This window comes from Actinospineispora acaciae DSM 45401 (genome assembly GCF_000620785.1).
GTDB lineage: Bacteria > Actinomycetota > Actinomycetes > Mycobacteriales > Pseudonocardiaceae > Pseudonocardia > Pseudonocardia acaciae.
On the sequence record NZ_JIAI01000016.1, the window covers coordinates 109,743 to 122,329 of the forward strand.

Here is a 12,587-nt window from a genome sequence, read left to right on the forward strand (position 1 = left end):
GGCTCCTCTCGATAGTTGCTGTTAGCATCATGACCGGCCGTGACTGGCGTGAGCGGATGGGCACAACCATCGGGGAGCGGCCGGTAATCGTGACGTTGCGCCGTACGCCTGGGTGCCGCAAGGCTTCGGGAGGCGCGCGGTGGGCGGGACGTGTACGGGCGGCCGGCCGCTCCTGGTCGGCATCGTCAACATCACCGAGGACTCCTACTCCGACGGCGGGCTCTACCTGGCTCCGGAGCGGGCGTTGGCGCACGCGCGGCGGCTGCGTCGGGACGGGGCCGACGTCGTGGAGCTGGGGGCGGCGGCCAGCCATCCCAGCGCGCGGCGGGTCGCCCCCGAGGAGGAGCAGGCGCGGCTGGCGCCCGTGCTCGACGCGCTGGTGGCCGAGGGGGTGCCGACCGCCGTCGACTCGTTCCACCCCGGCACGCAGCTGTTCGCGGTGCGGCACGGCGTCGGGTTCCTCAACGACATCCGGGGGTTCGCCGATCCGGACGTCCACCCCGCGCTGGCCGAGTCCGGGTGCGGGCTGATCGTGATGCACTCGGTGCAGCGGGGGCCGGCCACCGAGGTGGTCACCGACCCGGCGGCGATCCGGGCCGACATCGAGCGGTTCTTCACCGAGCGGCTGGCCGCGCTCGGGGCCGCCGGCATCCCGCGCGAACGGCTGGTGCTCGACCCCGGGCTCGGGTTCTTCCTGGGCAGCAACCCGGAGCCGTCGCTGGCGGTGCTCGCGAGCATCCACCGGCTCAGGGCGCGGTTCGGGCTGCCGATCCTGGTCTCCCCGTCGCGCAAGTCGTTCCTACGAACGCTCACCGGGCACGACATCGCGCACATCGGGCCGGCCACCCTGGCCGCCGAGCTGCACGCCGCGTCGCAGGGCGCCGACTACATCCGCACCCACGACGTGGCCGCCCTGCGCGACGCCCTCACGGTCACCACCGCGATCGAGAACGCCGGCTAGGGCGCGAGGTCACCACCACTCGTCGGGCAGCTTGGACTCGATGGCGTGCAGGTGGTCACGGGCGCACCGGGGGCACAGCCAGCTGCTCGCGCCCCCCGGCCGGCGGTCGAACACCCAGGACAGCCCGGACGCCGACGCCGTGTCACGCTGCCGACCGCAGACGCGGCAGCGCTCGGTCTCGTTCATTCCCCGCAGTCTGCCGGCCTTCCGGACGCAAACTCACCGCCACATGGCACAACACACGCGCCCCTCGCCGACCGGCCGCACAGGTGCGCCCAACGTCCGACGGTCGTTCGTCACTCGTCAACCCAACAGGTGACCGTCACGCCCGTCGCACCACTCACAGCAGTGTCAGGCGGCGCCGGGGCGGCACTTCTGGCACGGGCGGTAGCCGTCCTTCGCGGCGGCCGCCATGTCGCGGAAGCCGACCCGGTGCGCCGGGCCGATCCGGCGGGCGTCCGCGCAGGTCGGGTAGCAGACGATGCCCGTCGTGTCGCTGCCCAGGTAGTGCACCCGGGCCCGGGCCAGCTCGCGCACCTCGTCGAGGTTGACCCGCTCGGCGCGCAGCAGCCGCTCCTTGGCCGGGGCGCCGAACACGTACCCGCCGGGGTCGCCGTCCGAGCGGGTCACCCGGTGGCAGGGGATCACGATCGGCACCGGGTTGCGGCCCAGCGCGGAGCCGACGGCGCGCACCGCCTTGGGCCGGCCGATCTCCCGGGCCACCCAGGCGTACGGGCGGGTCTGCCCGGCCGGGATGCGGCGGGTGGCGCCCAGCACGTCGCGCTCGAAGTCGGTCAGCCCGCGCAGGTCGACCTTGACCGCCCGACCGCCGGGGCCGTCCGGGCGCAGCGCGGGCAGCAGCCCGGCCGGCGGGCGCTCCCCCGGCAGCAGCGGACGCCCGAAGCGCTCCCGGAACTCCTCGGCGAACGCGGCCGGGTCAGGACCGGGGCGCAGGTAGGCCAGGCCGGCGTCGGTGACCGCCGCGTACAGCTCGCCGAGCGGACCGGGCACCCGCACCCAGCGGGCCACCACCCGGTCCAGCAGCCCGGCCGGCGGGTCGACCACGAGCCCAGCCAGCTCGTGTTCCATGGACATCATCGGACACCTCCATCGCGCTGGACGCGCAGTTCCCGCAGCCGGGCCAGGCCTCGGGAGATGTGTGACTTCACGGTCCCTTCGGGGCTGCCGAGCACCTCGGCGATCTCGGCGATGGAGAGCTCGCTCATGTGCCGCAGCACCACCGCCACCCGCTGGGCGTGCGGCAGTTGGGCCAGCAGGGCGGCCACCTCGGCGCCGGTCTCCCGGTCCGCGACGGTGCCCGCCACGTCAGCCTTGGGGTCGACCGGCTCGCCGGCGGCCTCCAGCGGGGCGGTGGGCCGCCGGGCCGCCGAGCGCTGCCGGTTGCGCCAGCCGTTGAGCAGGATGGTCACCAGCCACGCGCGCGGGCGCAGGGTGACCAGCCGCTCCGGCGAGTAGTCGCGCAGCGCCCGGTAGGCGCGCAGGAAGGCGTCGGCGGTGAGGTCCTCGGCGTCCGCCCACCGCCCGCTCACCCGCAGCGCGGTGGAGAACACCAGCCGCTGGTAGGACTCGAACAGCACGACGAAGCCGGCGTCGACGTCCTCGGTCAACGCCAGCCGGATCCGGTCGTCCTGCTCGACCTCGGGCTCGATCCCGGGCTCGGCGTCAACGCCGGCGTTCAGGTCGGCCACCAGCACCCCACCGCTCGCACTCACACCCCTCGAACACCGGGCGGCCCCGGACGGTTGCGTTCGTGCCCAGTGTGGCCCAGCCGGGTCGCCAGCCAGGCGCAGGTCACGAGCTGGCACATGTGGTAGAGCAGCACCGGCAGCAGCACGCCGACGCCGTGGTCGGCGAACAGCACGCCGGCCATCGGCAGCCCGGTGGCCACGCTCTTGTTCGACCCGCAGAACATCATGGTGATCCGGTCCCCGAGCCCGAACCCGAGCCGGCGCGGCACCGTGGCGGTGGTCAGGAGCACGAGCGCGAGCAGCGACACCACCACCGCGACCAGCACGCCGAGCACCCCCGGCGAGAGCATCCGCCAGGTGCCGGTCACCACGCCGCGGCCGACGCCCAGGTAGGCGACCAGCACGACCGATCCCCTGTCGACGACCGAGAGCAGCGCGCGGTGCCGCGCCACCCAGCCGCCGATCCACCGGCGCACCGCCTGCCCCAGCACGAACGGCAGCATCAGCCGCACCGCCACGTCCCCGATCGCACCCAGCGAGACGCCGCCGTGCGCGGACATCAGCACCCCGGTGAGCACCGGCGTGACCACCACCCCCGTCATGTTGGACAGCGCCGCCGAGCAGATCGCCGCCGGCACGTTCCCGCCGGCCATCGAGGTGAACGCGACGGCGGCCTGCACCGTCGACGGCAGGCAGCACAGGAACAGCACCCCCAGCGCCTGCTCGCGCGGCAACAGCCCACCCGGAACCAGCTGGACGGCCAGCCCGAGCAGCGGGAACAGCACGAACGTGGTGGCCAGCACCACGCCGTGCAGCCGCCAGTGCCGGCTCGCCTCGGCCACCTCGGCGCCGGACAGCCGCGCGCCGTAGAGGAAGAACATCAGCCCGATCACCACGCCGGTGACGTGCTCGACGCCGACCAGCCAGACGCCCCTGGCCGGCAGCGGCACCGCGACGCAGACGGTGAGCGGGATCAGCACCAGCAGCGGGTCCGTCCGACGGGTCATCCGACCGATCATGTTCGAGCGGCGGTGATGTGGAAACGCGTAGTCCGTACTCATTGTCATCGCATATCGTGATGGCCGTGTTCGACCCGGTGCGGCTGCGCTCGTTCGCCACCGTGGCGCGCTGCCTGAGCTTCACCAGGGCCGCCGAACGGCTCGGGCTGCGCCAGTCCACGGTGAGCCAGCACGTCCGCAAGCTGGAGGCCGAGGTGGGGCGGCCGCTGCTGGCCAGGGACACGCACTCGGTGGCGCTCACCCCGGACGGCGCGGCCATGCTGGAGTTCGCCGGCACCATCCTGGACACGGTGGACAGGGCGCGGGCGCACTTCGGCGACTCGGCGGTGCGCGGCCGGCTGCGGTTCGGCATGTCCGAGGACCTCGTGCTCACCCGGCTGCCGTCCATCCTCACCGAGTTCCGCCGCCGCCATCCCCTGGTCGACCTCGAACTGACCGTCGACCACACCGCCACCCTGCGCGCGCTGGGCGACCACCGGGACCTCGACCTGGTGTTCGGCAAGCGCATGCCGGGCGAGGCGCACGGCATCCGGGTCTGGTCGGACCGGTTCGTCTGGGTCGCCGGGCCGGAGCTCCCCCCGCTCGGCCGCGCCGACCGGGTGCCGCTGGTCGGCTACCCCGCGCCGAGCCTGTCCCGCGACGCCGCCGTCACGGCCCTGGAGGCGGCCGGGCGGCCGTGGCGGATGGTGTGCAGCAGCAAGAGCCTGAACGGGGTCCAGGCCGCCGCGCTGGCCGGACTGGGCGTGTTCGCGCACGCCGAGTCGCTGATCCCGCCGGGCCTGGCCGTGGCACCGTCGTCCGCCGGCCTACCGCCGCTGCCCGGCTTCGACTTCATGCTCTCCGGCGGCCGCGCCGGACTGCACGGCCCGGCTGCCGCCCTCGCCCACTCCATTCAGCACGCCGCGCTGTGGACCGGCGGGTCGGCGGTCACAAAGTGATGTTGCCGTGGATGTCGCGGGCCTGGACGAGCTTGCCGGTCACGCTGGAGTGCACCTGGTTCACCACGCCGCCGCTGGCCAGTTCGGCCCAGCCGGAGCGCAGCGCCTCCCGGAACTCCGGGTCGTCGCGTTCCGCCTCGGCCAACCGGTCGGCGAGGACGGCGACCGCTGCCGGGTCGTCCGGCGCCTGGGTGGCCGCTTCGAGGGCTTCGCGGGCCGCGCGGCGCTCGGCGAACCTGTCCTTCACCAGTTGGTAGAGGCCGGCGGCCGCCTTGCCCGCGAGCGCGGTGGCGATGGCGGTCAGGATTGGCTCTGGCATTTTTCCTCCGGTCGGTGCTTCATTGGCGGCTCACCTTGGTCGTCATCGACCTGTCATCGGTGCCGTGTACAACGCAGGTCGCGTAGTTCTCGGTTTGTTTCGTCCCGGTGTTCCATGCGTCGCCGTGCGGCCTGAGAAACACCACCGAGTACTTGCCCGGCACCCTGTGTTGCTGGCGCAGCCGTCCGCATTCGCGTTTCGCCACCGCGAGCACCTGGGCGTCGCCGGGATTGGGCGAGGGCGTCGCTCCCAGCGTGGGATACCCCAGCACCTCACCCCAGTGCGGCTGGTCGCAGTCGGCGGTCAGCACCGTGTACTTGTTCGCGTTCCAGCTGTCCTCGGTGGCGATGCACGTCCCCGCCGGGGCGTTGTCGCCGGCCCGCGCCGCCCATAGCTGAGCCGACCCGGAGCTGGTGAACACGCCGTCCGTGACCAGCCACAGAAGCCAGAGACCCGCACCCGCCGCCGCCACCGCCCGTCCCCGCGCGGCGATCTTCCGGACGGGCTCGTGCGCTCGGGCGGGCCGGGCTTCCGCAGCCAGCGTGTCGTGAAGCAGGGCGTGGCGAAACTGGAGCCGGGGTCCTTCCGCGCGCAGGATTCGGCGCCGGTAGGCGTCGTCCAGGAAGCGCATGCCCAGAAGCGGGAAAACCCGGCGCCGGCGTAGCTGTACGAAAAGAAGCGAGACGATCCAGGAGTCACAGATGGTGAGCCCGAAGCCCACCCCGAACGGGATGGCGATCCCGACTGCCTGCCACAGCGCGGGCATGACGTTGTCCCACTTCGGACCCTCACCGGCCGGGATCCACATGAATATCTCACGGAGCCCGAAACCCAGGCCGAGCACGACTCCGAACAATGTCCCGTACGCCAACGCCCGGCGGATCTCCCGTTTCCAGTCCGAGCCCCATCCGACGGCGGCACGGGCGCCGGAATGCGGCCGTATGGCGCCGATGCAGAGGCAGGCGCCGAGCGTCCCCCAGACACCGTTCAGCAGCCCCTCACCGAGATGCGGTTCGCCGGGCACGCCGCCGGGGAACCAGTACTGGAAGCTCAGGGCCAGCCCCGCGGCCAGCCCGGGCAGGAGCGGGAACCGGGAGTAGCGGAGCTTCCACCGGGCGCGGCGGCCGCGCCCCGGGGGCGGGTGGACCCGCGCGGTCGCCCAGCCGGCCCCGACACCGGCGACGATCCCCGCTAGCACGGTCACCAGCACCGAGAGGGGCCGGTCCCCAAAGATCTTGAAAAGGTAGCCGGAGTTCGCGTAGCCAACGATGATCGCGACGGCGGCTCCCGCCCCGAGGTTGATCCGCGAGCGCCGTGCGGGCTGCCGGAGCTCCGAGGCGACGGCGACGGCCAGGCCGAGAACCAGGCCGGCCCACAGGCCGATCATGAGCCCGCCCGCCGCCCGCGGGATCGCCCCGAAGTTGTTCGTCCGAGTTCGGTAGAACGCGTATCCGCCGGGCCCGAAGAACAGGGCCGCGCCCAACCCGCCGATCAGCATGATCACGACCGAGGCGATGGCGATGCGGGGCCAGGCCGGCCTCCATCGGGGCAGTTGGCGCCAGTCAAGGCTGTAGGTGCCGCGCGCGGTCATCTCGGCGGCGAGGTGGCTCAGCCAGCGCCGGGCGCTCGCAGGCTCGTAGCTGACCGGGTCCGCGCCCGGGGCCGGCCGGTAGGCGACGTCCACGAAGCGGTCGAGCAGATACCCGTGGACCTCCTGCCGCGTGGCCCGCTCGGGGTCGAGCAGGACGCGAACGTCGGCGGGATCCGGGAACGCGTCGCGGACCAGCGTCAGCATCAGCGGTGAGTCCAGGGCACCGGCGAGCACGCCGGCGGGCCGTTCCTCCAGCTCGGCCAGCAGCCGCGTCCAGGCTTCCGGCGCGCGTTCGCCATGGCAGCGCCGCAGGTAGGCGGCCGCGTCACCCGGGCTGACCGGCGACAGCGCCAGCTCCGCCGCCCCTCGAAGGCGACCGGCACGCACGGCGTCGAACTCCTCGGTGCGCGAGAAGATCACCACCCGGTGCAGCGCGCGACGATCGACCTGCTCCAGGGCCGACCCGCGCGCTTCGGTCGCCATCTCGTCCAGGCCGTCCAGGAACAGCGCTATCCGGTCGGTGTCCAGCAGCCGCCGGGCCATTCCGCCGCGACGGAGAAACACATGCTGTGCCTCCAGCTCGCCGGTCAACCAGTCGTCCAGGGACTGACGGCGGTGGTCCCACCCGGTGACGGTCAGCAGGATCGGAATCGGAAAGCGGGCGCGTTCCTCATGACCAAGACGATCACGAATCCGCAAGGCCTGGACCACCATCCAGGCGGCGGCGTCGGACTTGCCGCTGCCCGCGCCGCCGAGAATGACGGCCCGGCCCGAGCGCAGTCCGGAAAATACGCCCAGGAGGTCATCGATCGTCCCGTCGGGCACGACGCCGGCGTCGTCCACCGGAATGCCGGGCAGCGGGTCGAACGGGCCGGCCGCAGCGGTGGGCGAGCAGCCCCGCCAACTCCACCGCACCGGAATCGGATCCGGGAACAGCCCGCGGTCCCGCACGGTCCGATGCCACTGGTCGAACACGGCATCCGCCAGGGCGTCGGCGGCCGCCGACTCCGCCTCGCGCCGCGACCGCTGCCCGGGTAGGTGCAACCGGGCCCGCCGGCCGTGCAGGTGAACCCCGCCGTGGATCTGCCCGGCCTGGATGGCAACGTCAGCGCGGCCGGAGAACTGGTTGTGCGTAGGAACTTCCCCCATCGCGACCCCCCACCACACCGTCGACGAAGGACCCCACCGATTGGTTCCCTACTGTCACGATGCAGTCGCGATCTGTTCTCCGGGGAGGTTCAGCGGCGGGTGCGGATGTAGTCGGCGACGACCTCGGCGCCCAGGCCGTCCAGGGTGGGGGCCACCACCCGGCCGCCGCAGCGGCGGGCCACGTCGTCCATGAACGCGGCCAGCCGGGGGTCCTCGCCGAGCACGAAGAAGGTGAACACCGCCTGCATGCCGGTGAGCCGGTCCAGCTCGCCGATGGTCGCGCGCACCGTGTACGGGCTGGGCGGGTAGTCGAAGAACGCCTCCCCGTCCGGCTCCAGGTGCGCGGTCGGCTCGCCGTCGGTGACCACCAGCACCACCGGCAGCGCGTCGGGATGGCGGCGCAGGTGCCGGTGCGCCAGCAGCAGGGCGTGGTGCAGGTTGGTGCCCTGCGCGTACGCCCCCTCCAGGCCGACCAGCTCGCCCAGCTCGACGGTCTGCGCGTGCCGGCCGAAGGTGATCAGCGCCAGGTCGTCGCCCCGGAACCGGGTGGAGATGAGCTGGTGCAACGCCAGCGCGGTGCGCTTCATCGGCACCCAACGACCCTCGGCCACCATCGACCAGGAGGTGTCCACCAGCAGCGCCACCGCCGCCCGAGTGCGCTGCTCGGTCTCCACCACCTCCACGTCGGTGACGTCGAGCCGTCTCGGATCCCCGCCTGCCTGGCGGAGCTGCGCGTTGAGCAGGGTGCGCGGCACCGACCAGGCCTCGGTGTCGCCGAACGCCCACGGGCGGGTGGCCCCGGTGGCCTCGCCGGCGGCCCCGGAGCGGTGCGTCTCCCGCTCGCCCCGGCGGGCCGCTATCCGGTTCGCCACGTCGCGCAGCGCGGACTCCCCCAGCCGGCGCAGCGCCTTCGGGGACAGTTGCAGCGAGCCGTCGGCGGTCCGTTCGAACAGCCCCTGCCGCTGCAGCTCGCGCTCCAGCTCGGCCAAGGTCTGGGCATCCACCCTGGCCTGCTCGCCGAGCAGCTCGGACAGGGCGTCCAGGTCGATGTCCTCCATGCGGGCGCCCGGGTAGCTCTGCGCGAGCTGTTCGGCCAGCGCGTCGAGCTGGCCCAGCTCCTCCAGCGCCCTGGTCGCCTCGCCCATGCCCAGCGGGTTGTCGCCGCGGAACCGGCCGCCGCCCTGCCAGTCCTCCCCCGGCCGCAGCCCCTGCAGCTGGGCGTCCAGCTGGGCCAGCGCGTTCGCCAGCCGGGGGTCGCCGAACGCCTGCTGGGCCAGCTCGGCCAGCTCGGCGCGCTGCTCGGCGGACATCGAGTTGAGCATCCGCTGCGCGGCGGCCGCCCGCGCGGCGAGCAGGTCGACCAGCTCGTCGGTGTTGCGCGGGTTCTCCGGGAAGAACTGGCCGTGCTTGGCCATGAACTGCTCGAACTGCTGTTGCGTGTCCCGGCCCTGGGCGTGCTGAGCCAGCAGGTCGTTCAGGTCGTCGAGCATCTCCCGGATTCGTTCGACGTCCTCCGGCGTGGCATTTTGCATCGCCTCCTTCATGCCGGCGAACCGCTGGTCCAGCATCTCCCGGCCGAGCAGGTCGCGGATCTCCTGGTACGCCTCGCGCGCGTCGGAGGACCGCCAGTCGTAGGAGTCCAGCTCGCGGACCGCCCCGCCGGTGTCGTCCGGCAGCGCGTCGAGCTGCATCTCCCGGAACCGGGCGTCGTCGCTGTCCTCGTTGCCCAGCGCCTCGCGTTCGGCGTCCAACGCGCGTTGCAGCAGCTCGCGGACCTGCTCCAGGGTGCCGTCCAGCCGGTTGTCGCGCTGCAGGTCGCGGCGGCGCTGCCAGACCTGCCGGGTCAGGTCGTCCAGCCCCCGGCGGCCCTCCAGGCCCCGGCGCAGCAGCTCGCGCAGGGCCTGCCTCGGCGAGGAGCCCTCCATGACGTCCCGGCCGATCTGGTCCATCGCCTCACGGATGTCGAACGGCGGTGCCAGCGGGTCGGGACCCCCCGCGTACGGGCCGTAGGCGTACCGCAGCCTGCGGCGGCGCGGATCAGCCATAGCTCACCGTGTCCCCGTCGTCGCTCTCGTCCTTGGCCAGCTTGCGGGTCAGGAACAGGTACTCCAGCGCCAGCTCGGCGGCCGAGGCCATCGGCCCAGGGTCCTCGGTGCCGGCCGCGTCCAGCCGGCGCGCCACCTCGGTGAGCGCCGGCACCTGGGGCAGGCCGGCGACCACCTCGGTGGCCGGGATCCGCTCGCCGGTGCGCACCGGGTGCTCCGAGACGGCCTCGGTGAGCCCGGTCAGGTCCACGCCGCGCAGCGCGAACCGGGCGGTGTCGGCGGTGGCCCGGCGCAGCAGGTGCTCCAGGATCTCCTCCTCGCGGCCCTCCTCGCCGGAGGCGAACTCCAGCTTGCCGCGCAGCACGGCCGGCACCGTCTCCAGGTCCACCGGCCGGGCGTAGGCGTGCGCCTCGCCGGTCACCGCGGCCCGGCGCAGCGCGGCGGCGGCCACCGTCTCGGCGGCGGCCACCGCGAACCGGGCGGACACCCCCGAGGACTGGTCGATCGCGGTGGAGTCGCGCAGGTGCCGGGAGAACCGGGCCAGCACCTCCACCAGGTGCCTGGGCACGTCCGCGACCAGCTCGGCCTCCTGCTGGACCAGGGCCACCTCGTCGGCCACCTCCAGCGGGTAGTGGGTGCGGACCTCGGCGCCGAAGCGGTCCTTGAGCGGGGTGATGATCCGGCCGCGGTTGGTGTAGTCCTCCGGGTTGGCGCTGGCCACCAGCAGCACGTCCAGCGGCAGCCGCAGCGTGTAGCCGCGGACCTGGATGTCCCGCTCCTCCATCACGTTGAGCAGCGCGACCTGGATGCGCTCGGCCAGGTCGGGCAGCTCGTTGATGGCCACGATGCCCCGGTGCGCGCGCGGCACCAGGCCGTAGTGGATCGTCTCCGGGTCGCCGAGGCTGCGGCCTTCGGCGACCTTGACCGGGTCCACGTCGCCGATCAGGTCGGCCACCGCGGTGTCCGGGGTGGCCAGCTTCTCGGTGTACCGCTCGTCGCGGTGCACCCAGGCCACCGGCAGCTCGTCGCCCAGCTCCCTGGCGCGGCGCAGCGACACCGGGGTGATCGGTTCGTACGGGTGTTCGCCCAGCTCGGAGCCCTCGATGACCGGCGACCATTCGTCCAGTAGGCCGATCAGGGAGCGCAACAGCCGGGTCTTGCCCTGGCCGCGCTCGCCGAGCAGCACCACGTCGTGCCCGGCGATCAGGGCGCGCTCGAGCTGGGGCAGCACGGTGGACTCGAAGCCGACGATGCCCGGCCAGGGGTCGCGGCCGGAGCGCAGGGCGGCGAGCAGGTTGTCCCGGATCTCGGTCTTGACGCCGCGCTGTTCGTGCCCGGAGGCGCGCAGCGCGCCGACCGTGCGGGGAAGATCGATTGGTGCGGTGTGAATGACTGCCACCACTCCACGCTACGTCTCCGGGCCGAGGCGGGCGAACGATCAGAAAGCCGGCCACGGGATCGCGGGGCCGTAGCCGGACGGCTCCGGGAACCTCGGGCGCTCCAGCAGGCCGTCCACCCGGTGTGACAGCGCGCGCAGCTCCGCCCTGGTCAGGTGTGCGCCGAGCCGGGCGCACAGCCCGTTGTCCAGCTCGTGGCGCAGCGCCCGGACGGTGGCCAGTGGCTCGGACGGCAACCGCTGCCCGACCCAGCCCCAGAGCACGGTCCGCAGCTTGTCCTCCTCGTGCAGGCAGATGCCGTGGTCCACCCCGTACACCCGGCCGTCCGTCCCGGACAGCACGTGCCCGGCCTTGCGGTCGGCGTTGTTGAGCAGCACGTCCAGCACCGCCATCCGCTGCAGCTCGGGGTGGTCGGCGTGCACCAGCAGCGCCGGGTCGCCCAGCGAGTCGCGGGCGCGCAGCACCGTCAGCCATCCGTCCGGCACCTCGCCGGGCGCGCACACGTCGACCAGGTCGGCGTCGTCGGTGTCGATCCAGAGCTGGACCATGCCCGGCCCGAACGGCCCCTCGCGCAGCACCGTCGGCGGGATCAGCGGCCCGGAGCCGCCGGCCGCCGCCTCCGCGATCAGGTAGCTGGCGTACTCCCGGTCGGCCAGCGTGCCGTCCGGGAAGTCCCACAGCGGCCGCTCGCCCCGCACCGGCTTGTACACGCAGCGGGCGCGCGCGCCGTCGCACTCGATCTCGCAGACCAGGGTGGCGTTCGACGCGTTCACGATGCGTCCGGTGACTTCCAGGCGCCCCGCGCTCAGTAGGCCCGGCACCGCCGGGTCAGATGGGTCCATCGGCGTGGCGAGCGCTCAGGAGTCCCCGACCACCGCGCGGCGGTGGTAACCGTTCTGCCTCGGGCAGATGTGACCCTGCGGGTCCAGCGGCTCCGCGCACAGCGGGCACGGCGGGCGGCCGGCGGAGATGACCCGCTCGGCCCGGGTGGCGAACGCCCTGGCCTGCACCGGCGAGAGGAACACCCGCAGCGCGTCCGGCCCCTCCTCGGTGTCGTCCAGCACGACCGACTCGTCGACCTCCTCCTCGGTGAACGCGAGCAGCTCGACCACTATCGAGCGAGAGTCGGCGTCCCACCCGAGGCCCATCGTGCCTACCCTGAACTCCTCCTCGAGCGGCACCGCGAGCGGGTCGGTGTCCACGGCGTCCTCGACGGCGTCCTCGCCGACCTCGGCACCGAACCGGCGGGAGATCTCCGCCAGCAACGCGCTGATCCGCTCCGCCAACACGGTGACCTGCTGCTTCTCCAACAGAACGCTCACCGTGCGGGCGTCCTCCACCGCCTGGAGGTAGAACGCGCGGTCGCCAGGCTCCCCGACCGTGCCGGCGATGAACCGGTCGGGTTGGCGGAATACATGAATGACACGTGGCATGACAACCCCGACAGTAGGCCACCGGT

At 73.2% G+C, this 12,587-nt stretch carries 12 protein-coding genes and 1 riboswitch; of the genes, 2 read left to right on the forward strand and 10 right to left on the reverse strand.

The window, feature by feature from the left end:
• The first annotated feature begins 29 nt into the window (after window positions 1-29).
• A riboswitch (ZMP/ZTP riboswitch) is annotated at window positions 30-121 on the forward strand.
• 18 nt (window positions 122-139) lie between these two features.
• Window positions 140-961: a dihydropteroate synthase gene (folP, locus tag N912_RS0141545; RefSeq protein WP_028927086.1), complete on the forward strand. Its 822-nt coding sequence runs from the start codon at window positions 140-142 to the stop codon at window positions 959-961.
• 9 nt (window positions 962-970) lie between these two features.
• Here the strand turns inward: folP and N912_RS64765 are convergent, their stop codons facing one another.
• The 4 genes from N912_RS64765 to N912_RS57950 form a co-directional block, all read right to left on the reverse strand.
• Window positions 971-1,147: a hypothetical protein gene (locus tag N912_RS64765; RefSeq protein WP_169748046.1), complete on the reverse strand. Its 177-nt coding sequence runs from the start codon at window positions 1,145-1,147 to the stop codon at window positions 971-973.
• A gap of 165 nt (window positions 1,148-1,312) precedes the next feature.
• Window positions 1,313-2,059, reverse strand: coding sequence for a methylated-DNA--[protein]-cysteine S-methyltransferase (locus tag N912_RS0141555; protein ID WP_037069289.1), 747 nt, complete (start codon window positions 2,057-2,059; stop codon window positions 1,313-1,315).
• Entirely contained in the window at window positions 2,056-2,694 is a 639-nt protein-coding gene (locus N912_RS0141560) for an RNA polymerase sigma factor (protein ID WP_245645809.1), read from the reverse strand. Before N912_RS0141560 ends, N912_RS0141555 begins: the two co-directional genes overlap by 4 nt.
• Window positions 2,691-3,677: a bile acid:sodium symporter family protein gene (locus N912_RS57950; RefSeq protein ID WP_051581539.1), complete on the reverse strand. Its 987-nt coding sequence runs from the start codon at window positions 3,675-3,677 to the stop codon at window positions 2,691-2,693. The genes N912_RS0141560 and N912_RS57950 overlap by 4 nt, the downstream gene beginning before the upstream one ends.
• Before the next feature lie 71 nt (window positions 3,678-3,748).
• Between N912_RS57950 and N912_RS0141570 the strand changes: the two genes are divergently transcribed.
• Window positions 3,749-4,627 (forward strand): LysR family transcriptional regulator, encoded by an 879-nt coding sequence (locus N912_RS0141570; protein WP_211261579.1) that lies wholly within the window; start codon window positions 3,749-3,751, stop codon window positions 4,625-4,627.
• Here the strand turns inward: N912_RS0141570 and N912_RS0141575 are convergent.
• The 6 genes from N912_RS0141575 to N912_RS0141600 form a co-directional block, all read right to left on the reverse strand.
• Window positions 4,617-4,946 (reverse strand): hypothetical protein, encoded by a 330-nt coding sequence (locus N912_RS0141575; protein WP_028927090.1) that lies wholly within the window; start codon window positions 4,944-4,946, stop codon window positions 4,617-4,619. The genes N912_RS0141570 and N912_RS0141575 overlap by 11 nt on opposite strands.
• Before the next feature lie 19 nt (window positions 4,947-4,965).
• A complete protein-coding gene (locus N912_RS0141580) occupies window positions 4,966-7,686 on the reverse strand; it encodes a hypothetical protein (RefSeq protein WP_028927091.1) in 2,721 nt (906 codons plus the stop codon).
• An 89-nt stretch (window positions 7,687-7,775) separates the two neighbouring features.
• Window positions 7,776-9,731: a vWA domain-containing protein gene (locus N912_RS0141585; protein ID WP_028927092.1), complete on the reverse strand. Its 1,956-nt coding sequence runs from the start codon at window positions 9,729-9,731 to the stop codon at window positions 7,776-7,778.
• A complete protein-coding gene (locus N912_RS0141590) occupies window positions 9,724-11,121 on the reverse strand; it encodes an ATP-binding protein (RefSeq protein WP_028927093.1) in 1,398 nt (465 codons plus the stop codon). Before N912_RS0141590 ends, N912_RS0141585 begins: the two co-directional genes overlap by 8 nt.
• Before the next feature lie 48 nt (window positions 11,122-11,169).
• Entirely contained in the window at window positions 11,170-11,970 is an 801-nt protein-coding gene (locus N912_RS0141595) for an SCO1664 family protein (protein ID WP_028927094.1), read from the reverse strand.
• 15 nt (window positions 11,971-11,985) lie between these two features.
• Window positions 11,986-12,561 (reverse strand): DUF3090 domain-containing protein, encoded by a 576-nt coding sequence (locus tag N912_RS0141600; RefSeq protein ID WP_028927095.1) that lies wholly within the window; start codon window positions 12,559-12,561, stop codon window positions 11,986-11,988.
• Between the last annotated feature and the right edge of the window lie 26 nt (window positions 12,562-12,587).

What these genes read in the sequence shown, in the direction of transcription:
- N912_RS0141570 (WP_211261579.1), top strand. Translation starts at nt 3,749, where the DNA reads ATGGCCGTGTTCGACCCGGTGCGGCTGCGCTCGTTCGCCACCGTGGCG.
- N912_RS0141555 (WP_037069289.1), bottom strand. Translation starts at nt 2,059, where the DNA reads ATGATGTCCATGGAACACGAGCTGGCTGGGCTCGTGGTCGACCCGCCG.
- N912_RS0141600 (WP_028927095.1), bottom strand. Translation starts at nt 12,561, where the DNA reads ATGCCACGTGTCATTCATGTATTCCGCCAACCCGACCGGTTCATCGCC.
- N912_RS0141580 (WP_028927091.1), bottom strand. Translation starts at nt 7,686, where the DNA reads ATGGGGGAAGTTCCTACGCACAACCAGTTCTCCGGCCGCGCTGACGTT.
- N912_RS0141575 (WP_028927090.1), bottom strand. Translation starts at nt 4,946, where the DNA reads ATGCCAGAGCCAATCCTGACCGCCATCGCCACCGCGCTCGCGGGCAAG.
- N912_RS0141585 (WP_028927092.1), bottom strand. Translation starts at nt 9,731, where the DNA reads ATGGCTGATCCGCGCCGCCGCAGGCTGCGGTACGCCTACGGCCCGTAC.
- N912_RS57950 (WP_051581539.1), bottom strand. Translation starts at nt 3,677, where the DNA reads ATGACCCGTCGGACGGACCCGCTGCTGGTGCTGATCCCGCTCACCGTC.
- N912_RS0141595 (WP_028927094.1), bottom strand. Translation starts at nt 11,970, where the DNA reads ATGGACCCATCTGACCCGGCGGTGCCGGGCCTACTGAGCGCGGGGCGC.
- N912_RS64765 (WP_169748046.1), bottom strand. Translation starts at nt 1,147, where the DNA reads ATGAACGAGACCGAGCGCTGCCGCGTCTGCGGTCGGCAGCGTGACACG.